Source organism: Flavobacterium sp. (assembly GCF_044357305.1).
Taxonomy (GTDB): domain Bacteria; phylum Bacteroidota; class Bacteroidia; order Flavobacteriales; family Flavobacteriaceae; genus Flavobacterium.
The window spans coordinates 49,247-71,035 of record NZ_JBIKPS010000011.1; the positions used below are offsets into that span (position 1 = coordinate 49,247).

The 21,789-nt window shown below is 33.3% G+C and carries 20 protein-coding genes; 7 read left to right on the forward strand and 13 right to left on the reverse strand.

Annotated elements, in window-relative coordinates; all coding sequences use genetic code 11:
- Positions 1 to 28 precede the first annotated feature (28 nt).
- The 5 genes from ACIQ2J_RS08735 to ACIQ2J_RS08755 form a co-directional block, all read right to left on the reverse strand.
- Positions 29 to 748 carry a head GIN domain-containing protein gene (locus ACIQ2J_RS08735; RefSeq protein WP_396168661.1) on the reverse strand — a complete coding sequence of 240 codons (720 nt, stop codon included), beginning with the start codon at positions 746 to 748 and terminating at the stop codon, positions 29 to 31.
- 4 nt (positions 749 to 752) lie between these two features.
- Positions 753 to 1,820, reverse strand: coding sequence for a hypothetical protein (locus ACIQ2J_RS08740; RefSeq protein WP_396168663.1), 1,068 nt, complete (start codon positions 1,818 to 1,820; stop codon positions 753 to 755).
- Positions 1,792 to 2,322 (reverse strand): anti-sigma factor, encoded by a 531-nt coding sequence (locus ACIQ2J_RS08745; protein WP_396168666.1) that lies wholly within the window; start codon positions 2,320 to 2,322, stop codon positions 1,792 to 1,794. Before ACIQ2J_RS08745 ends, ACIQ2J_RS08740 begins: the two co-directional genes overlap by 29 nt.
- Positions 2,319 to 2,864, reverse strand: a complete 546-nt coding sequence (locus ACIQ2J_RS08750; protein WP_396168668.1) for an RNA polymerase sigma factor — start codon at positions 2,862 to 2,864, stop codon at positions 2,319 to 2,321. The genes ACIQ2J_RS08745 and ACIQ2J_RS08750 overlap by 4 nt, the downstream gene beginning before the upstream one ends.
- Before the next feature lie 132 nt (positions 2,865 to 2,996).
- Positions 2,997 to 4,085: a M42 family metallopeptidase gene (locus ACIQ2J_RS08755; protein ID WP_396168670.1), complete on the reverse strand. Its 1,089-nt coding sequence runs from the start codon at positions 4,083 to 4,085 to the stop codon at positions 2,997 to 2,999.
- An 81-nt stretch (positions 4,086 to 4,166) separates the two neighbouring features.
- On the opposite strand from ACIQ2J_RS08755, the gene ACIQ2J_RS08760 reads away from it, so the two are divergent.
- The 3 genes from ACIQ2J_RS08760 to ACIQ2J_RS08770 all read left to right on the forward strand — a co-directional run bounded on the left by ACIQ2J_RS08760 (position 4,167) and on the right by ACIQ2J_RS08770 (position 6,034).
- On the forward strand, positions 4,167 to 4,847 hold the full coding sequence (locus ACIQ2J_RS08760) for a DUF4294 domain-containing protein (RefSeq protein ID WP_396168672.1): 681 nt from the start codon (positions 4,167 to 4,169) through the stop codon (positions 4,845 to 4,847).
- Between the two features lie 234 nt (positions 4,848 to 5,081).
- Positions 5,082 to 5,705 (forward strand): outer membrane beta-barrel protein, encoded by a 624-nt coding sequence (locus ACIQ2J_RS08765; protein WP_396168675.1) that lies wholly within the window; start codon positions 5,082 to 5,084, stop codon positions 5,703 to 5,705.
- A 95-nt stretch (positions 5,706 to 5,800) separates the two neighbouring features.
- Positions 5,801 to 6,034, forward strand: a complete 234-nt coding sequence (locus ACIQ2J_RS08770) for a VF530 family DNA-binding protein (RefSeq protein WP_396168677.1) — start codon at positions 5,801 to 5,803, stop codon at positions 6,032 to 6,034.
- Between the two features lie 2 nt (positions 6,035 to 6,036).
- Here ACIQ2J_RS08770 and ACIQ2J_RS08775 read toward each other — a convergent pair whose 3' ends face one another.
- Together ACIQ2J_RS08775 and ACIQ2J_RS08780 are read right to left on the reverse strand one after the other, a co-directional pair.
- Complete coding sequence (locus tag ACIQ2J_RS08775; protein ID WP_396168679.1) at positions 6,037 to 6,597, reverse strand: GNAT family N-acetyltransferase; 561 nt, start codon at positions 6,595 to 6,597, stop codon at positions 6,037 to 6,039.
- Positions 6,598 to 6,613: 16 nt separating this feature from the next.
- Complete coding sequence (locus ACIQ2J_RS08780) at positions 6,614 to 7,468, reverse strand: aldose 1-epimerase family protein (protein WP_396168681.1); 855 nt, start codon at positions 7,466 to 7,468, stop codon at positions 6,614 to 6,616.
- 87 nt (positions 7,469 to 7,555) lie between these two features.
- Here ACIQ2J_RS08780 and ACIQ2J_RS08785 point away from each other — a divergent pair, with 87 nt between their 5' ends.
- The gene (locus ACIQ2J_RS08785; protein ID WP_396168683.1) at positions 7,556 to 7,837 is read left to right on the forward strand and encodes a hypothetical protein; all 282 of its coding nucleotides are present in this window, start codon (positions 7,556 to 7,558) and stop codon (positions 7,835 to 7,837) included.
- Between the two features lie 96 nt (positions 7,838 to 7,933).
- Positions 7,934 to 10,183 (forward strand): M1 family metallopeptidase, encoded by a 2,250-nt coding sequence (locus ACIQ2J_RS08790; protein ID WP_396168685.1) that lies wholly within the window; start codon positions 7,934 to 7,936, stop codon positions 10,181 to 10,183.
- Between the two features lie 61 nt (positions 10,184 to 10,244).
- Here ACIQ2J_RS08790 and ACIQ2J_RS08795 read toward each other — a convergent pair whose 3' ends face one another.
- Positions 10,245 to 10,745 (reverse strand): DUF4199 domain-containing protein, encoded by a 501-nt coding sequence (locus ACIQ2J_RS08795; RefSeq protein WP_396168687.1) that lies wholly within the window; start codon positions 10,743 to 10,745, stop codon positions 10,245 to 10,247.
- A gap of 123 nt (positions 10,746 to 10,868) precedes the next feature.
- Positions 10,869 to 13,478: an ATP-dependent chaperone ClpB gene (clpB, locus tag ACIQ2J_RS08800; protein WP_396168689.1), complete on the reverse strand. Its 2,610-nt coding sequence runs from the start codon at positions 13,476 to 13,478 to the stop codon at positions 10,869 to 10,871.
- A 179-nt stretch (positions 13,479 to 13,657) separates the two neighbouring features.
- Between clpB and ytxJ the strand changes: the two genes are divergently transcribed.
- Entirely contained in the window at positions 13,658 to 14,044 is a 387-nt protein-coding gene (gene ytxJ / locus ACIQ2J_RS08805; protein ID WP_396168691.1) for a bacillithiol system redox-active protein YtxJ, read from the forward strand.
- A 77-nt stretch (positions 14,045 to 14,121) separates the two neighbouring features.
- On the opposite strand, the gene ACIQ2J_RS08810 is transcribed toward ytxJ, so the two are convergent.
- Complete coding sequence (locus ACIQ2J_RS08810; RefSeq protein WP_396168693.1) at positions 14,122 to 15,306, reverse strand: hypothetical protein; 1,185 nt, start codon at positions 15,304 to 15,306, stop codon at positions 14,122 to 14,124.
- A 65-nt stretch (positions 15,307 to 15,371) separates the two neighbouring features.
- Positions 15,372 to 16,655, reverse strand: a complete 1,284-nt coding sequence (fahA, locus tag ACIQ2J_RS08815) for a fumarylacetoacetase (RefSeq protein WP_396168695.1) — start codon at positions 16,653 to 16,655, stop codon at positions 15,372 to 15,374.
- Positions 16,656 to 16,767: 112 nt separating this feature from the next.
- On the opposite strand from fahA, the gene glyA reads away from it, so the two are divergent.
- The gene (gene glyA / locus ACIQ2J_RS08820; RefSeq protein WP_396168698.1) at positions 16,768 to 18,042 is read left to right on the forward strand and encodes a serine hydroxymethyltransferase; all 1,275 of its coding nucleotides are present in this window, start codon (positions 16,768 to 16,770) and stop codon (positions 18,040 to 18,042) included.
- 68 nt (positions 18,043 to 18,110) lie between these two features.
- Here glyA and ACIQ2J_RS08825 read toward each other — a convergent pair whose 3' ends face one another.
- Positions 18,111 to 20,516, reverse strand: coding sequence for a thiamine pyrophosphate-dependent enzyme (locus ACIQ2J_RS08825; protein ID WP_396168700.1), 2,406 nt, complete (start codon positions 20,514 to 20,516; stop codon positions 18,111 to 18,113).
- 499 nt (positions 20,517 to 21,015) lie between these two features.
- Positions 21,016 to 21,735 (reverse strand): DNA polymerase III subunit gamma/tau, encoded by a 720-nt coding sequence (locus ACIQ2J_RS08830; RefSeq protein ID WP_396168702.1) that lies wholly within the window; start codon positions 21,733 to 21,735, stop codon positions 21,016 to 21,018.
- Positions 21,736 to 21,789 lie beyond the last annotated feature (54 nt).

Consider the following 21,789-nt stretch of genomic DNA (forward strand, 5'->3'; position numbering starts at 1 on the left):
GGACTTTTTTTCTTAATAACTAACCCAATTAATAACTTGTAATATCGCCAGAACCCACTATTTTTTTATCTACTGTTTCTGGTTTGTTTTTATAGTGAATATCACCGCTTCCCACAACACTAGCAGTTAGGTTTTTAATACAATTTACTTTTAAATCTCCAGAACCCGCAACATTCACGTCGGCATTTTGAGCTTCTAATTTAGAACAATCAATAGCACCAGATCCTGCAACTTTAGCATCTAAATCTTTGGTAATTCCTATTACTTTTACATCACCCGAACCAGATAAAGATACATTTAAGTTGGTACTATTTACATTAAAAATACCATCACCAGAACCGGTTAAATTAATTTCAAATTTTTTGGCATTAACTGTATCTTTTGTTTCAATATCCCCCGAACCGTTTAACGATACCTTGCTTATTTCTTCAAATGGCACAGTAATAATTAGTTTTGAATTGTAAGAATAACTTTTGTTTTTTTCAAAGTGAATTTTAAGCTTTGATCCTACAACTTCGGTAATAATATGATTTATGATATTTTCATCACCATTAATCGTAATATTTCCTTCTTTTCCAGAAACTAATTCTACATCGAAAGACCCTGTAACGCTAATTTCATCATACGATTCTGTAGTTCTAGAGATTGTAGTTGGATTCCCGTTTCCTTTAATTTTTTCTTTATCCCAATTTTGAGCATTTGCTATTGAAATAAATAAAAAGGCTACTAATACTGCTGTTTTTTTCATTGTTTTATTTGTTTAAAAGTTGAACACTTCCATAATTGGTGGTTACCGAAATTGAAGATTTTCCAGTACTTATATTATAACCACTATAATTTTTTGAATTATTTTTTTCTGATTTTTCAGAATATTTTAAACCAATTTGATCTTTAAAACCACCATATTTCAAGTTAATATCAAAATCAAAAGGAACCTCTGGTGCACAGGTTATTCTAGTAGTAGAATAATTTCCGTTAATGACAATATCTTTAGTCTTAAAAGTAGTGTTTAAACTAATGTCACTGTAATTAGAATTTATGTCCAAACTTTGTCCAATATCTCCCAATTTAAGCGTCAGATAATTTCCATTACAATTGAATTTCTGAATGGATTTCGAACTTATTTTAGTATAATTAGAAGACATCATAAGGGTTCCCACATTTTGTAAAACAAAACCATTATAGTTTCCATCAATATTTAGTTGGTTTATATTTTGAATTTCCACTTGCGAATATTGGCTGTTAATATTCAATTTGTCAATGGAAGTTATAGAGGAATCTCCCGAATAGGAAAGCGAAATGTTATTGGATTTATTGGTAAAACTTCCCAAACTAATATTTCCGTATTGGCATGTTATACTTGAAGTTCCATTTAATTTTTCAATGCCAATATTTCCGTATTTATTTGCTAAAGAAATATTGCCATTTCTTGGAATTTTAATAGTATAATTAATTTCATAGTTTAGGTTGGTACCACTTTTCCAATTACTATTTCCAAAAATAGTTGCAGCACTTACCTTAGAATCGGAAGCATCAAATGCAATATCAATGGAATTGAGTTTCTCATTTACTTTGTTTTCATTGTTTCCAGAAACTTTAATGATCACTTGAATAAAAATTTTGTTTTCATCCCACAAATACACATTAATATTTCCATAAGAATTGGATGTTTGTAACATAGCATCCGAAGTTACAATAAATGATTTTGATACATTTTTTTCTTTAGTATAGGCATAATCTTCGTAATTATTTCCAAAAGAAAATAACGGAAATAAGAGGATTAGCAGTAATTTAAATACGGTTTTCATTATCGTTTTCATTAATTTTATTAACACTTTCCACCTGGTCTAAAACCGATTTTATAAAAGAAATTCTAGTTTGCATGTTGGTAATCATGGCATAAACAATTTGTTTATTCTCCCCATTTTTTGCAATTTCAAGTTTTAGATTATCATAATCTTTTTCTAAGGAATTCATTTGTTTCATGGCATCCACAATAAGTGCTTTGCTTTTTGGAGTTTCCTTTTCTTTTAATGCTAATAATTCGTTGTTTATTATTGAGGAAATAGAGTCGTGGGCCTGTTGTACTTGTGGAGAAAAAACAATTTCTTGTTTAGTAGGATTTATAAAATTCAAATATAAAATACCAAATCCAAGCAGGAGGGAAGCCGCAATAGATAACGGAATCCAATTTTGATTTTTCTTTGGTTTGTTTATTTTTAATTTATCTAAAAATCGTTTTTCATGACCGGTAATAGGTTCTTCCAAATCCCAAGAATCTTGGTCTTTAAAAAAAGAATTCAGGTTGTTTAGATTATTCATAATTGAGACATTTTATTTCGTAAACTTTCTTTTGCTCTGCTCATCATCGTTCTACAATTTTCATTGGTAATATTTAATATACCAGTTATTTCTTCCAAATCGTAGCCCTCAATAAAAAATAGTGTTAAGATTATTTTATAATTAGGTTTCAAACTTTGTATCGTTTTCAAAACAGTTTCTACTTTTAATTCGTTGTAATTAATAGATTCCTCAGCCTCCCAATCGGCAATTTCCATTCCGTCCGATATCGATTCTACAGGATATTTATTGGTTTTTTTTAATTCCGTAATACTTGCATTCACTACAATTTTCTTTAACCAGGCTCCAAAAGTTACGTTTCCGCTAAAGGAATCTAGTTTTTTAAATGCTTTTAAAAAACACTCTTGTATAATATCTTCCGCCAAAGCGTGATCGCTTATAATTCTATAAGACACGTTGAACATAGCCTTATAATATCTATTATAAAGTGCGAGTTGTGCTTTTTCATCATTAGCCGCACAGCGTTCTAGAAGAATTGCTATATCCAGATTTTGGTTTTTCAAATAGTTGGTAGGTTTATCTATACTAAAGACACTTGAAAGTTTTAATTGTTACAGTTTGATTTCATAAATATATAAAATAAAAAAATCCGAAGTAGTATTTCGGATTTTAAAGTTGGTTAGATGCTGTAAATACTATTTAAAGTAAGAAAAATCATGGTTATTTTCAATTTTCAACAAACTTTCATAAATCAACTGAATTACATTTTCCACATCCTCACGATGCACCATTTCTACAGTGGTGTGCATGTATCGCAACGAAAGGGATATTAATGCCGAAGCAACGCCTCCATTACTATAGGCAAATGCATCCGTATCGGTACCAGTAACTCTGGAAGTAGCATGACGCTGGAACGGAATTTTCTTTTCCTCAGCAGTACTTACAATTAATTCCCGAAGGATATTTTGCGTAGCAGGAGCATAAGCAATAACTGGGCCTTTACCCATTTGCAAATCGCCTTCTATCTTTTTTTCAATCATCGGAGTAGAAGTGTCGTGGCAAACATCCGTCACAATAGCAACATTGGGTTTGATGGTTTGCGTAATCATTTCAGCACCACGAAGACCTATTTCTTCCTGAACCGAATTCACAATGTACAATCCAAAAGGTAACGTCTTGTTGTTTTCTTTCAATAAACGAGCAACCTCGGCTATCATAAAACCGCCCATTCGATTATCGATGGCTCTACAAACAAATTTATTCTCGTTCAAAATCATAAATTCATCAGGATACGTAATTACACAACCCACATGAACCCCTAATTTTTCTACTTCTTCTTTGGTTTCACAACCACAATCAATAAAAATATTGTGGATAGTAGCAGCTTCTTCCTTGCCACGATTTCTAGTATGAATGGCAGGCCAACCAAAAACCCCCTTAACAATTCCGTTTTTAGTATGAATATTCACCCTTTTGGAAGGCGCAATTTGATGGTCGGAACCACCATTGCGAATTACATAAATCAATCCATTGTCCGTAATATAATTAACATACCAAGAAATTTCATCCGAATGTCCTTCAATCACCACTCTAAATTTAGCATCCGGATTTATAATTCCCACGGCACTTCCATACGTATCCGTAATAAAAGTATCTACATAAGGTTTTAAATACTCCATCCAAATCTTCTGCCCACCAGCTTCATAGCCAGTTGGCGAAGGATTGTTTAAGTATTTTTCTAAAAAAGCAATAGACGATTCTGTAAGTATAGATTTTGTTGACATAAAATTATTTTTTGCTAAAATATAAATTTGGCATTACACTTGTTAAGTATATTCTATATTTTTACACTAAAATTAACAGCTATGTTCAAGCAAGCATTTTTTCTATTCGTTTTTTTTATATCGGCACCAACTTTTGCACAGGTTATTACTAACAATGTTCCCGAAAAAGAAATCAATATTAAAGAATTCGACTCCATAAAAATGGACACTATTTTATTGAGCGATGTCTCGTTTTCTAAAGTAAAAATGGATCCCGAACAAAAAAAACAATTCTTGCTACTCCAAAACCGAGTTTATAAAGTATATCCATTTGCAAAAACCGCTTCCGACAGACTTTCATTATTGAATAAAAATATGGAAGTGCTTCAGTCTAACAAAGAAAAAAAGCGCTATTTTAAGATTGTAGAAGACTTTATCAATAACGAATTCAAAGAAAAACTAAAAAAATTATCCCACAAACAAGGACAAATATTAGTAAAACTAATCTACCGCCAAACCGGAATCTCCACTTATAACCTTATCAAAGACTACAAAAGTGGCTGGAAAGCCTTTTGGTCTAACAATGCTGCACGCCTTTTCGATATTAATCTTAAAGAAATTTACGAACCACTAAACAACAACGAAGATTATCTAATTGAGACTATCTTATATAGAGCCTTTTCCAATGGTCGATTGCAAGAACAAAAAGCTGCTAATCCAGTTGAGATAGACGAACTAAATGAGCATTGGGAAAAACTTGCGCAACAAATTAATATAAAATAATTTTTTTCAGGAGCGAATGGCTTGGGCATTTTAGTAAAGGTAATTCCTGCTTTCGCCTTTAGTCTCGTTCCGTTCCTCCACGAGAGCTATCGGCTCAATCAGGGCTAAACTTCCAGCATCGAGAAAAAATGTAAGAAAAAAATCACATTACATGATTAATATCACTTTTTAGTTTATCCAAGGGTAATAGATTTGCAGTATAATTTAAATCGAAAATTTAAAACCCCAAACAAAATGAAAAAAATTTTATTAGTTGTAGCTATCGCTTTAGTAACGTTAACTACAAATGCGCAAGACAAAAAAGAAAGTAAAGGATTACAAGGAGCTTGGTTTGCTACTGCACAAGTGGGTTATAACCAATCTAAAACTGGTGATAACAAAATAACAGGTTCTACAATTTTACCTATCGTAGGGACTTTTGTTTCACCATCAGTTGCTGTAGGAGTTGGAATTGGTACTATTGGATATAAAATAGATAATGCAACAACAACTACAGCAAATTATTCCCTTTTTGTTGCTCAACCATTAGTGAGAAAATATTATAATGTTGCTGGAAGTTTATACTTTTTTGGACAAGCTGCTTTACCAATTATTTCTGGAAAAGATAAAGTTTCTGAAACTAAACTTTCTCAATATGGTGTAGCTGTTTCAAGTGGTTTTGACTATTTTGTAACTAAATCATTATCTGTTGAGTTTTCTTACAACTTGATTAACCTAAGCCAAACTACAACAACACCTTTAGTAGGTGACAAAACAACAACTACAGATTTCGCATTAGCACACGTTGCAAATGCTAATCTTCTTGAAGGTGGAACTTTAACAACTCCATTGTCATTTGGATTCAAATTTATTTTCTAATAAAAAAAATAATTTATTGGTTAGTTCCGAGTAACATAGGACGAAAAGGTCATCATTTCATAGTGGTGACTTTTTTTTATGTGTATATTTGTTGCATGGAAAACAACAAATCAAAAGATCCATTACACGGAATCACTTTAAAGAATATTCTAGAACAACTAGTTCTTTTTTACGGGTTTGATACGTTGGGTGAATTAATTAAAATTAAATGTTTTACAGATAACCCAACTATAAAATCGAGTTTAAATTTCCTCAGAAAAACCGATTGGGCGCGCAAAAAAGTGGAAGAATTATATATTAGAACTTTGCCTAAATTATCTAAAGAATAAAATTATCTTTTAAAATTTCTTTTTAAAATCGAATAAATTACAGCATCTAAAAATTTTCCTTCATAAAGTAAATTTTCTAGAATATGTGCTTCTTTTACAAAGCCATTTTTCTGTAGTACCCTTTCCGATGCTTTGTTTTCAGGGTCAATTACCGCTTCAATAGAATGCATTTGCAAATCTTCAAAGCCATATTCTAAAACTACTTTAATGGCTTCTGTTGTAATTCCTTGTCCGTTATATTGTGGCAAAATCATATAACCAATTTCGCAGCGATGGTTTTCGGGTTGTATTCTATAATGCCCAATAATTCCAATTAATTTAGGACTTCCTTTTAAAGTAATTGCCCAATTAATACCTTCATTACTTTCAATTTTATCGTCAATCATTTTAAAATGTGCCAATGCCTCTTCTTTGGTTTTCGCTAATGGTCGAGGAATGTATTGCATCGTTTCTGGATTACCACGAAGTTCCAAAATTTCCGCAACATCTGATTCTGCAACTCTTCTAAGTAGTAAACGCTCGGTTTCTAAATTTTTAAAAGGATGAAAATTAATTTCTAGCATTTGAGTTTTTTTGAATTTATAAAATTTCGATACAGAATTTGCAAATAAAACTTGCATTTTGAGACACCATTTGAATTCCTTCTTTTTCTAAAATATTTCCATTAGAATAAATAGTATCCGAATAGCCCAACCACGGTTCAATACAAATAAATGGCGCACCAACTTTGGTCCAAATTCCAGTGTTATTAAAATCTTCAAAAGTTACTTTTAGCAAAGGTGTTTTTTTATCTAAAATAGTAATTTTTTTAGATTGCAATGCTTTCATAATTAAGGCATCGTTTTCAAAAGTAGCATAATGCAATGGAAGTTTTTTATCGGTTAAATTAATTTCAAATTTGGTATCCGATACCAAATCGTTTTCTAAAGCATAACAAGTTAAGGTTTCTTGTGCTTCAAATTCTAAAGCATAACTTTCAAAATTCTTTGGCAAAGCAAATGCCGGATGCGCTCCAATGGAAAATGGCATTGCTACAGAGTCCTTATTAATTATAGTATATTTTAGTTCTAATTTAGTTTCTAATAATGTATAGGTTAATTGCAATTCAAACGCAAAAGGATACACTTTTTTAGTTGCTTCCGATGCTTTTAATGAAAACACAACTTGGCTTTCCGTAGAGATAATTACTTCAAAATCAAGGTCTCTTGCAAAACCATGACGGGACAAACTATATTCTTGATCTTTATAGAAATAGGAATTATCTTTCAAAGTTCCAACAATAGGAAACAGAACAGGGGAGTGCTTACCCCAATGTTTAGGATCGCCTTCCCAAAGGTATTCTTGGTTGTTTTTTAGGCATTTTAAAGAACATAATTCGGCACCTTTGGTATTAATTTGTGCAGATAAAAAGGCGTTTGTAAGCGTTACAATCATAGTTTTAAGAAAAATTTAAGGTCTAATATTAGTGTAGGGTAAATATATTTATTAATTTTAGTTAAACCAATTTTAAATAAATGAATTATGAATCTTCAATTTGAAACCATAGAAAAAGAAAGCATCTCCCAATTGGTTTTTCCAAAAACGGATGTTTTACAGGATACTGCACAAATAAAAGAACGATTTTCAAATTTGAATCGGGCACTCTCATTGGGAAATCTAGAACACTCCAAAATTAAAATTTATTTTGAAGACGACCAATCTAAGAAAGTTGTGGAAACAACGGTATGGGGATTAACCGACCAAAGAGTGATTTTAAAACAAGGAAATGTGATACCAATTAACCGAATTTACAAATCGGTGTAACAAATAATATTTTATTAAGACATATTAAGATGCTTTTGTGAAAAACAAAAGCATTTTTTTCTTTTATTTGTTTTATCAATTAACCAATTCCAATTTATGAAAAATTTTTTCACTAAAGCCTTCACATTAAGCGCTTTATTTTTTGGATTTTCTTCTGTGTTTGCACAAGAAGTTAAACCACTATCGAACTACAATTATAATGAAACGTTCGCAAACAATTTTTATACTAAAAATGGTACCTATACTCGTTCTGCAAGCGGACAGCCAGGTGCAAAATATTGGCAAAATAGAGCCGATTATTCGTTAACTGCTTCTCTTAATGAGCAAACGAAAGAAATAATTGGTTCTGAAATTTTGACATATACCAACAATAGTCCTGATAAATTAGGGTTTTTGTGGATGAATGTAGATCAAAATTTATTCAAAAAAGATTCTCGTGGTAATGCAATTATTCCTTTAAAAGGAAGTAGAAATGGTGCCAAAGGGCAAGATTTTGATGGAGGTTTTAAAATTAAATCCATTAAAATAATTTCTTCCGTTGGAGGTAAGTCTGTTGAAAAAGAGGCTACTTTCACAGTTGTAGATACTCGTATGCAAGTAGATCTTCCGCAAGATTTAAATGGTAATGGGGCTTCTATAAAACTTAAAATTGAATTCTCTTTCGTTTCTCCAGATTATGGATCGGATAGAATGGGAGTTGTAGATACTAAAAATGGTAAAATTTTCACCATTGCACAATGGTATCCAAGAATGTGTGTGTATGATGACGTTCGTGGTTGGAATATTAGTCCCTATCTTGGTGCTGGGGAATTTTATTTAGAATATGGTGATTTTGATGTTGCCATTACTGCACCAGCAAGTCATATTGTGGTTTGTTCTGGTGAATTACAAAATCCTACCGAAGTATATACAGCAGAACAACAAAAACGTTGGGCAGCTGCTAAAAATAGTGATAAAACGGTTATGATTCGTACTGCTGAGGAAGTTACCAATGCTGCTTCACGCCCCGCAGGAAAAACTTCTTTAACTTGGAAATTTAAATTAAAAAACTCTCGTGATGTTTCTTGGGCATCTTCGGCTGCATTTATTGTAGATGCTGCTCGTATTAATTTACCAAGCGGTAAAAAATCTATTGCAATTTCTACTTATCCTGTGGAATCAGACGGGCAAGCAGCTTGGAGTAGAGCTACTGAATATACTAAAACTTCAGTAGAAAATTATTCTAAAAGATGGTTTGAATATCCTTATCCAGCAGCGACAAATGTTGCAGGTAATGAAGGCGGAATGGAATATCCTGGAATTGTTTTTTGTGATTTAAATTCTAAAGGAGCAGAACTTTGGGGAGTTACAGATCATGAATTTGGTCATGGTTGGTATCCAATGATTGTTGGTTCTAACGAACGTTTATTTGCTTGGATGGATGAAGGATTTAATACTTTTATCAACGGAATTAGTTCTCAAGACTTTAATAATGGGGAATACAAACAACCAACACCAAACATGCACCAATCGGCAGAAATGTTGACTAATCCTGAAATGGAGCCAGTTATGGCGGCACCAGGAAATTTAAAAGAAGCTAACCTTGGTATATTAGCTTATTATAAGCCTGGTTCTGGATTGGACATGTTGCGAAATAATGTACTTGGAAAAGAGCGATTTGATAAAGCTTTTAGAATTTACACCGAGCGTTGGGCTTTTAAACATCCTATGCCAGACGATTTCTTTAGAACAATTGAAAATGTTGCAGGAGAAGATTTAGGTTGGTTTTGGAGAAGTTGGTTTATTAACAACTGGAGTTTAGACCAAGGAGTTACTAAAGTTAAATATGTAAAAGGAGATGCTAAAAATGGTGCTCAAGTAACTATTGAAAATTTAGATAAAATGGTGATGCCAGTTGTGGTAGAAATTAAAACTAAAAGTGGTGTTGTTTCTAGAAAATCACTTCCGGTAGAGATTTGGGAACGCAATAAAGAATGGACTTTTAAAGTTGATACTAATGAAGAATTAGATTCTATTACTTTAGATCCAGATACTACTTTACCAGATAGTAATCCAGAAAATAACGTTTGGACGGATGCTAAAAATGGTGTTACTAAAACCGAATCATTAACGCCGTATTTAGGGGCTTATTCTAGTGCTAAATTGCCAATTAAAATTACTTTTACAGAAGAAGACGATAGTTTAGTAATCAATTCACCTGGACAACCTGAAACTCCATTGGATAATAAAGGTACTGGGAAATTCACAATGGATCAAGCAGGATTAATTATTCAGTTTAACGAAGCAAAAAATGCTTTTACTTTAAGTATTGGTGCTCAAAGTTTTGATTTCACAAAAGACAAATAATAAGTTTATTTATAAAATTGAAGGCACGCTAGTTAGCGTGCCTTTTTTATGTAATAAAATTCTATTTTTTCTTCAAAATTAATGCACTTATTAAAGTAATTGCTAATCCCATGGGTAAAATTTCCATAAAAGTTAAAAGTACAATCATCACTGGATTTTTATACATTTCTTTATAAGTATTCATTTTTGCAGTTGTATCAGCTAAATCAGCAGGTTTAGTATGCGCCAATTCGGATTGGGCATATTTTTCAATAAAATCTGGGAAAAAGTTATAGTATTCAATTAGCCAAACACCAACATAAATTGTAGAAATTAGTAAAGCAATTAAAGAACCCACTTGCAATGCTTTACCAAAAGAAATCTTGTTGTTAGAATTTTTTTTTCGGTATTGTTCCATTCCAATATAAATAAATGCAAAGGCAAATAGCATGCCGCCAAACCCTAATGCAAAACTTGGTTCAAATCCTTTCGGATTGTAGTAACACATATAGGTCCCAATAATCATAGAAATTGCAATGATTAGTCCGCCGATTAGTCCGTTCTTTAGGATGATATTTTTCATTAAATAATTGTTTAATTAGATTTCAAATTTAGTAAAATTATTTTTGGCAACTAATTTACCTTCTATAAAAAAGCCTAACAAATTTTTAAAATTCGTTAGGCTCATTTTTTGTAAAAGGATTGTTTAATTATTTAATTCTAATTCATTTTGATTTCTAAATACTAATTGACCATCAAAACTATCCAATAAAATAATACTATCGGTAGTTACTTTTCCTGCAAGAATCTCTTTAGAAAGTTGGTTTAAAACCTCCCGTTGGATTACTCTTTTTACAGGTCGTGCACCATATTCTGGGTCGTATCCTTTTTTAGATAAGTAATCTATTGCTTCTGGTGTAGCATCCATTGTGATATTTTGGTGCGCTAGCATTTTAATTATTCCTTTGAATTGCAAACCAACAATCTCTTTTATGTTGGCAGAGGTTAAAGGCGTAAACATTACAATTTCATCAATTCTATTAATGAATTCAGGTCTAACGGTTTGTTTTAATATCCCTAAAACTTCTATTTTAGCGGCTTCGGTTGCGGCTTCTACACCCCCTTTTAGATTTTCAAATTTCTCTTGAATAATAGCACTACCAATATTGGAAGTCATGATAATAATAGTATTTTTAAAATCAGCAACACGACCTTTATTATCGGTTAAGCGTCCTTCATCCAAAACTTGTAACAGTATATTAAAAGTATCCGGATGCGCTTTTTCAATCTCATCCAACAAAATTACAGAATACGGTTTTCTTCGCACGGCTTCGGTTAATTGTCCACCTTCATCGTACCCAACATATCCCGGAGGTGCTCCAACTAAACGGCTCACACTGTGGCGTTCTTGGTATTCACTCATATCAATACGGGTCATGGCGTTTTCATCATCAAATAAATATTCGGCTAATGCTTTCGCTAATTCGGTTTTACCAACACCAGTAGTTCCTAAGAATAGAAAAGTTCCCACCGGTTTTTTCATGTCTTGCAATCCAGCACGACTTCTACGAACGGCATCGCTCACGGCTTCAATTGCTTCTTCTTGACCAACCACACGATGGTGCAATTCATCTTCTAGTTTCAAGAGTTTTTCTCTTTCTCCTTGTAGCATTTTCATTACCGGAATTCCAGTCCATTTTGCAACTACTTCGGCAATGTCTTCACGAGTTACTTCTTCTTTTATCAAAGAAGTTCCCGATTGATTTTCTGCTAATTGAGTTTGTAAAACGTCCAATCGTTCTTGGGCATCTTTAATTTTTCCGTAACGTATTTCGGCTACTTTTCCGTAATCGCCATCGCGTTCGGCACGTTCGGCATCCATTTTGAAATCTTCAATTTCTTGCTTAATGGCTTGAATGTTATCTACAACTTCTTTTTCCGATTTCCATTTGGTGAAAATCTCGTTGCGGTCTTCTTTTAAATTGGCCAAATCCATTCCGAGTCCTTTCAGTTTGTTCTCGTCTTTCTCTCGTTTGATGGCTTCGATTTCTATTTCCAACTGCATGATTTTTCTGTCCAAAACATCTAATTCTTCAGGTTTGGAATTGATTTCCATACGCAATTTAGATGCTGCTTCGTCCATTAAATCAATCGCTTTATCCGGAAGAAAACGATTGGTAATGTAGCGTTGCGATAATTCTACCGCAGCAATAATTGCATCGTCTTGAATACGTACTTTATGGTGGGTTTCGTATTTTTCTTTAATTCCACGTAAGATAGAAATCGCACTTTCGGTATCGGGTTCTTCAACTATAATTTTTTGAAAACGACGTTCTAATGCTTTGTCTTTCTCAAAATATTTTTGGTATTCGTCTAAGGTTGTAGCACCAATAGCGCGAAGTTCGCCACGAGCCAAAGCAGGTTTTAAAATATTAGCAGCATCCATGGCGCCTTCGCCACCTCCAGCTCCAACAAGCGTATGAATTTCATCAATGAAAAGTACGATATCGCCTTCAGCAGAAGTAACTTCTTTTACAACGGCTTTCAATCGTTCTTCAAATTCACCCTTATATTTTGCACCAGCAATTAAGGCTCCCATATCTAAAGAAAAAACTATTTTATCTTTAAGATTTTCAGGAACATCGCCATCTACAATTCGGTGCGCAAGACCTTCAGCAATGGCAGTTTTACCAACACCAGGTTCCCCCACTAACATCGGATTGTTTTTGGTTCTTCGGGTTAAAATTTGCAATACTCTCCGAATTTCCTCATCCCTACCAATAACAGGATCTAGTTTACCATTTCTAGCCAATTCATTCAGGTTTTTGGCATATTTATTTAAAGCATTATACGTTTCCTCTGCAGATGCCGAAGTCACTCTTTCGCCTTTACGCATTTCGGTAATCACGGCTTCCAAACCTTTTTCGGTAACGCCTTGATCTTTTAAAATCTGCGCAACTTTACTTCTGGATTTGAAAATGGCTAATATTAAATGTTCAATAGAAACAAACTCATCGTTTCGTTTAGTTGCTATGATTTCGGCTTCGTTCATTGCTGTAGAGGCATCGCGCGAGAACATGATTTCTCCTCCGGTTACTTTAGGAAAACTTTGAATAGTACTGTCTAGTATTTTTTTGAAAAGCTCCACATTAACGTTAAGTTTTTTCAAAATAAACGGAGTAACATTTTCATCAACTTCTAAGATGCCTTTAAAAATGTGTTCGTTTTCAAGCTGTTGCTGCCCAAAACCTTGTGCAATTTGCTGTGCTTTTTGCAAAGCTTCTTGCGATTTGATTGTGAATTTATTAATGTTCATTTCTACTATTATTTATAGTTTGAATTTGATTTTAAAAAATTGTAATTTAATCTTATAACTACTATCTTTGAAAAGACTTGGACAATATATGTTCCAATACTAATTTATAGACAAAATGGCTCGTTCAATAGGGGAAACCTATATAAATTTACGACAAAAAGTCTTAATAATGACAAAATATGAGTTTATTTGATAAAATATTTGGAGGTGCCGAAAAAGAAAATAAAGATCCTAAAATAGGATGGAAGCAATTATCCGATTTAGGGCAACTTAATGAAATTTTAGAAATTTCTATTGAAAAACCAGTGATTGTTTTCAAGCACAGCACGCGTTGTAGTGTTAGCAGAATGGCGCTTCGTCATTTTGAAAACGAATTTGATTTAGAAGAAAAAGTTATTCCATATTTTTTAGATTTATTGAACCATAGAGATATCTCTAATGCAATTACTACTAAATTTGAAGTGGAACACCAATCGCCACAATTACTATTAATTAGTAAAGGTAAATGTATTTATGATGCTTCGCATAATGCTATTGAAGTAGAATCGCTACATCGCTATTTGTAAAATTTTAATGATCTATATATAAAAGCAAAAAACGCATTTGAAATTTCAAATGCGTTTTTATTGTTTAATAAATGACTTTATCTTCTTATTTTATTCTGATTAAGAATTTCTTTCAATTTTGCTTTTAAATCTTCTCCGGTATCATAAACCATTTGCTCATTACTAGGAAACGGAACGGATCTTTTGTCGAAATAACTTAAATAAGTATCGTCGCAAGCCAACCTGTCTCCGCTGTATTTAGAATAAATATTTTCAAATATAAATTCACTAACAACCGGAAATGTATTTAGTAATTGATTAGTATTTAAATCAATATAATCTATTTTAGCAGTTACTTGAGCCGATTTAAATTGTCGGGATTCAAAAATAGTTGCTTTGATAGTTTTAAAATTATCTACTCTAACTGGAACCCCTTTGTCATCTTTCACCTGGTTTCCGTTGGAATCCAACAATGGTTTGGTACCATCTTTAACTTGTTTTTCTTTATAGAATTCTTTCTCTTTAATTTGCTCTGGAGATATAGCTATTTCTCTAAAATTAACCAACAATCCATAATCATAAGTAATTCCTTTTTGGCGATTGCTGTGGTAAACGGTCCAGTTATCGTTCAATCCAAAAGTGCTAAAATCTAGTAAATCATTCTGTAAACGAACCGGAATTACCATATTGGTTTCATTTTTAGTATATACATTTACATAATCGGTTCCTTTTTGTTTTGCAAGAACCATAAGGCTAGTAGCATCTTTGTAATTAGGATTCAATCCGTTTAAATAAACTAAATCGTCATAAGCACGACGAAAGTTCATTTTGTCTTTAGTAGCTAAAAGTGCTTTGCAATTATCGTATAAATGTTTGGATAATGCATTTTTGCTGCTAATTATTTCATTCGAATAATCATCAAACGGAAAAATTGCATTCCGATTTTCATTTAATAATTTTAAAGGAAGTATTGGCTTAATTAACTCTTGGCGATTGTTTAATTGCACATAAGTTGTGTAAATTTTCTCGATAGTATTCGGATTGGCAGCTTTAACCCACAAATTAATATTTTGTAAATCCCGTTCTTTAGCTTTCGCAAATGCTTCTTCCAAAAGGTAAATATAATCTTGTTTTCCTTTAGCATCTTTTCGGTTTCTTAATCCTTGCACTGCATTTTGAATGGCAGCATCATAATCGCCAGAAGTTAAAGATTGTCTGGTTTGTTTTACTCCACAAGATGAAATGGAAATAAAAGCGATTAATAATAAAGTAATTTTCTTCATGATGTGTTATTTTTAGGCTTACTATTTTTTGATAATACAAATAGTAAGCCAAAAATATTTTTTTATTATTTTCTTACAAAAGGGGGTAATAATTTACTTGAAACTTCTCCGAAACCAATGCGCACAGAACTATTTTGGCAATATCCTTTTATTACAACAGTATCATTATCATTGATGAATTTACGTTCTGTTCCATCGTTTAGGGTAATAGGATTTTTCCCACCCCAAGTTAATTCCAACATCGATCCAAAGCTATCTTCTGTTGGTCCTGAAATAGTTCCAGAGCCCATCATATCTCCCGAATTCACTCGGCATCCATTAGAAGTATGGTGCGTTAGTTGTTGCGACATCGACCAATACATATATTTGAAATTCGATTTCGAAACCAAAGAAGGTTCTACATTTTCTGGTTTTATATAGACTTCCAAATTAATGTCAAAAGCATGTTTTCCTTTTTGTTGTAAATAAGGTAGCGGTGTTGGCTCTTGTTTAGGTCCTTTAGTTTTGAAAGGTTCCAAAGCATCCATAGTCACAATCCATGGAGAAATAGATGATGCAAAGTTTTTGGCTAAGAAGGGTCCTAAAGGCACATATTCCCATTTTTGGATATCTCTAGCGCTCCAATCGTTTAATAAAACCATTCCGAAAATATAATCTTCGGCCTCACTTATTAATATATTTTCGCCCATAACATTTACATCTGTTGTAATAAATGCAGTTTCTAATTCGAAATCTACTAATCTTGAAGGGCCAAATACTGGAGAAGTTTCGCCGTTTGGCAAGGTTTGTCCCATAGGTCTGTGCACTGGAATTCCAGATGGAACTATTGTTGAACTTCTTCCGTGGTATCCAACCGGAATGTGAAGCCAATTGGGTAACAATGCATTTTCTGGATCTCGAAACATTTTTCCAACATTCGTTGCGTGTTCTTTACTCGAGTAAAAATCGGTGTAATCTCCTATTAAAACTGGAAGTTGCATTTCAATATCTTCCATTTTGAAGATAACAATCTCTCTGTGTTCGGCATTATCTCGCAACAAAGGGTTTTCACTATCAAAAAGATCCCCCAAACGGCTACGAACCAATCGCCAAGTTTTTTTACCATCCGATATAAAATCGTTCAAGGTATCTTGCATGAACATATCATCCGTTAATTCGATACCATCAAAGTATCCCAATTGTTGTAAAGCTCCCATATCAATAGCGCAGTCGCCAATTCGAGTTCCAATGGTGATGACATCTTCTTTGGTTAAAAATACGCCATAAGGAATATTTTGTATCGGAAAATCACTATTTTCTGGAACATTAATCCAGGATTTACGATTGGGGTCGTTTGCTAAATTTGGCATAATATTTTGTTGATTTGTTGTTGAAAAAATTGCAATCAAATATATCATTTAGAATTTATTTGACAAACATATTTCGTAATTTTGACAAAGTTTTTAACTAAAATATAAATAAATGCAACGCGACGAACAAATTTTTGACTTAATTCTTGATGAACAAGACAGACAAATACATGGAATAGAGCTAATTGCCTCTGAAAATTTTGTAAGTGACCAAGTAATGGAAGCTTCGGGTTCTTGTTTAACTAACAAATATGCCGAAGGATATCCGGGAAAAAGATATTATGGTGGCTGTGAAGTAGTAGATATTGTAGAGCAAATTGCTATTGATAGAGCTAAAGCCTTGTTTGGTGCTGCTTACGCAAATGTACAACCGCACTCTGGATCACAAGCCAATACTGCTGTTTTTGCTGCATGTTTGCAACCAGGAGACAAAATATTAGGTTTCGATTTATCTCATGGAGGACATTTAACTCATGGCTCTCCAGTGAATTTTTCTGGAAGAATATATACGCCAAGTTTCTATGGTGTAGAACCTGAAACCGGACAATTTGATTACGATAAAATTCAAGCAATTGCAACTAAAGAACAACCAAAATTAATTATTGCAGGAGCATCGGCTTATTGCAGAGATATGGATTTTAAACGTTTTAGAGAAATTGCAGATAGCGTTGGGGCACTATTATTGGCCGATATATCGCATCCTGCAGGTTTAATTGCTAAAGGATTAATGAACGATCCAATTCCCCATTGTCATATAGTTACTACAACTACGCACAAAACATTGCGTGGACCAAGAGGAGGAATGATAATGATGGGGAAAGATTTTGAAAACCCATGGGGATTAACCACTCCAAAAGGAGAAATCCGAATGATGTCTGCATTATTGGATTTAGCAGTTTTCCCTGGAAACCAAGGTGGACCATTAATGCATATTATTGCTGCTAAAGCAATTGCTTTTGGAGAATGTTTAACCGATGAGTTTTTTAGATATGCTATGCAAGTTCAAAAAAATGCGAAGGCAATGGCAGAAGCTTTTAACAAAAGAGGGTACCAATTAATTTCTGGCGGAACGGATAATCACATGATGTTAATTGATTTAAGAAATAAAAATATCACTGGTAAAGAAGCAGAAAACGCATTGGTAAAAGCCGAAATTACTGTGAACAAAAACATGGTTCCGTTTGACGATAAATCGCCATTTGTAACTTCCGGAATTCGTGTTGGAACTCCTGCTATCACTACTCGTGGATTAGTTGAAGAAGATATGGAAACAGTGGTAGAATTAATTGATAGAGTGTTAATGAATCCTATAGATGAAGAGGTTATTGCACAAGTGGCCGAAGAAGTAAACGAAATGATGGGAGAAAGAGCGATGTTTGTTTTTTAGAACTCCATTTCAATTATAAAAAAACCTTCGAATTATTATTATTCGAAGGTTTTTTGTTTTTCAAAAGGTTAGTATAAACTTTTAAATTTTGTAGGATTGGCCTCACTCATTATAGCATATACTTTTTCAAAAATATCTTCTATGGAAGGTTTAGAAAAATAATCGCCATCGGTTCCATAAGCAGGACGGTGGGCTTTAGATGCTAAGGTTTGTGGAGCACTGTCTAAATAGTTGTACCCATTTTGAACTTCTAATATCTCTTGCAAAATATACGCACTTGCACCGCCAGGTAGATCCTCGTCAATAACCAATAATCGATTGGTTTTAGCAATACTTTTCACAATATCGTGGTTAATATCAAAAGGTAATAACGATTGAATATCAATAATTTCGGAACTAATTCCTATGATTTCTAATTCTTTGGCAGCTTGTTCTACTAATCTTAGAGTAGAACCATAAGAAATTAAAGTAATATCGGTACCTTCTTTAATCGTTTCTACAACTCCAATAGCGGTTTTAAATTCGCCTAAATTGGTTGGCATTTTTTCTTTTAAGCGGTACCCATTTAAGCACTCAATTACTAAAGCAGGCTCATCTTTTTCTAATAAAGTATTATAAAATCCAGCAGCTTTGGTCATGTTTCTTGGTACTAAAACATGAATTCCGCGAATAGAATTAATAATCATTCCCATTGGTGAACCCGAGTGCCAAACGCCTTCTAAACGGTGGCCACGAGTTCTAATAATAAGCGGTGCTTTTTGTCTTCCTGCAGTTCTATATTGAAGCGTAGCCAAATCATCACTCATGATTTGAATGGCATACAGTAAATAATCTAAATATTGAATTTCGGCAATAGGGCGTAGGCCACGCATTGCCATTCCTATACCTTGTCCTAAAATAGTTGCTTCGCGAATACCAACATCGGCAACTCGAAGTTCACCATATTTTTCTTGCATTCCTTCCAAACCTTGGTTTACATCGCCAATATTTCCAGAGTCTTCACCAAAAATTAAGGATTCAGGATATTTGGTAAAAATGGCATCAAAGTTATCTCTTAAAACCAATCGAGCATCCACTTCTTCAGCAGAGGCATCATAAGTTGGTGCAACATCAATAGAAGTTAAAACATTTTTATCCGATTGCGAGAAAAGATGCGAACTAAATTTTGGTTGAATTTTCGCGGTATAATTAGTAATCCAATTTGCTAATGGCGTTTTAACTTTAGTTTCATTAACTACCATTCGCAATACTTTGCGAGCAGAAGTTAAAATTTCTTTGCGAATTGGTTCTTTTATAGTAGCCAAATCGGAAATTATTTTTTCAATAAAAATTTTATTTTCACTAGAATTAGCAATGCTTTTTAGTACTTCTAAAAGCTCGTTTTGCTCCTCTTTCATAGGAGTTACAAATGCTTTCCAAGCAGCTTTTTTACCTTCTAAAACATCTTTTTTAGCTTGCTCATCCATTGCTTCTAATTCTTCGGCGGTAGCCAAATTATTTTCTATGAGCCAAGCACGCATTTGAACTAAACAATCGAACTCTGCTTCCCAAGCCAATCGTTCGGCATTTTTATACCTTTCGTGACTACCAGAAGTAGAGTGTCCTTGTGGTTGGGTTAATTCATTTACGTGAATAAGCACTGGCACATGTTCTTCGCGAGCAATTGCTGCTGCTTTTTCATAAGTAGCAACTAGGGTAGGATAGTCCCAACCTTTAACGGTTAGAATTTCATAGCCTTTAGAATTAGTATCCCGTTGGAAACCTTTTAGAATTTCGGATATATTTTCTTTGGTAGTTTGGTGTCTTGCATGCACTGAAATACCGTATTCATCATCCCAAACACTCATAACCATAGGCACTTGAAGTACTCCAGCTGCATTAATGGTTTCAAAGAATAATCCTTCGGAGGTAGACGCATTTCCTATAGTTCCCCAAGCAATTTCGTTTCCGTTTTCCGAAAAATTAGTTTGGTTAATTCCAGAAACGTTTCGGTAAATTTTAGATGCTTGTGCTAGTCCTAACAAACGTGGCATTTGCCCGGCAGTAGGAGAAATATCAGCACTTGAATTTTTTTGAGTAGTTAAATTATTCCAATTTCCATTTTCGTCAAGCGAATGGGTTGCAAAATGCCCTCCCATTTGACGTCCTGCACTCATTGGATCGAAATTAATATCCGTATGGCCATACAATCCAGCAAAAAACTGCTCAATAGTCATAGCGCCAATTGCCATCATAAAGGTTTGATCTCTATAGTATCCCGAACGGAAATCCCCATTTTGAAATGCTTTGGCTAAAGCCAATTGTGGCACTTCTTTTCCATCACCAAAAATCCCGAATTTTGCTTTACCAGTAAGTACTTCACGTCTTCCTAAAAGGCTGCATTCTCTACTGATAGTAGCAATTTTATAATCGTTTAAAACTTCTGCTTTAAAGTCATCAAAAGTAATTTCTACTTTGGTTTGTGTTTCGGTCATAATTGAAATGGGATTTCTTAATCAAACAAAAATAATGAAAAAGAAGTAATAATAATAATTCTTTAAGAAAAAAACAATTTAATTATTGCTAATTATTTAGTTTTAAAAGGTATTTAAAATATGTAATTTATTAAAAATAACATAAAGTATTGTAGTATTGTTAATAATGATAGAGTATTTTGAATTAAATACATTGTAGAATTCTATAATGTCATATTTTTTTTTCAATATTTTCCGATTAAAATATTTATTGCTAAAAACATTATATGTTTTTTCTCGCAAAGGCGCGAAGTCGCAGTTTATATCTGAATTCTTTGCGACTTTGTGTCTTAGCAAGAATATATTAAAAATTAAGTTGAGTCTAAAATTTCGTAATATTTGTAAGACTTAACAAAGCAAATAGTTAGTTTTATCGGACAATAATGATATTTTTTACATAATCCAATAAAATATTGAAATAAAAAATTTGTTACTAATTGACTTAATATTTGCAAATTAATTATAAATCTAAATCGAAAATCTTTTTTAATTCTTCTAAATGAGGATTTATTTCGTTTAATCGGTTGTATTTGTCTTGGGCAGTAAATGCTACTTTACTTTTCACATTTTCATTTACAAGGACTTCAATATTTATATCATGGTTGTGCAAATGGCCTCTTAAATATCCTAATAATTGCCCTTTTTCTTTTTCAAAATCAATCTTGGAACCTTCGTTTGGCAATTCATAGATAATGTTAAATCCTTCAAGTTTAGGATCGCTTATTCGCAATAGCGACGCCATAATCATCAAGCCTTTATCGTTTAGTCTTTGAGCATATTTAAACCAAAAGTCTAGCATTTCGGTTTCGGTGAATGCCTCTGTTGGAAAATGAACTTCTTCTTTTACTACCCCTTTTTGCGCTTCCAGCATTTCCTTTTTAGCACGAATACTTGACAAGGATAAAGCGGAAACAGTAGGTTGGGTTGTTGCAGGTTGTGCGTTGTGGGTTGTGGGTTGTAGGTTTTGTGAAGTAGGTTGTAGGTTTGCAGTTTTTTCTATTTCGGATCTTGTTTCAATAGTTTCAACCACTGCCTCAGATTGTAACTCTTCCATCTTCTGACTTCCATCTTCCATCTTCTGACTTCCATCTTCCAACTTCCGACTTCCATCTTCCATCTTCTGACTTCCATCTTCCAACTTCCGACTTCCATCTTCCAACTTCCGACTTCCATCTTCCATCTTCCGGCTTCCAACCTCAACAACAGAATAATCTTGTTTTCTAAAATAAGTGGG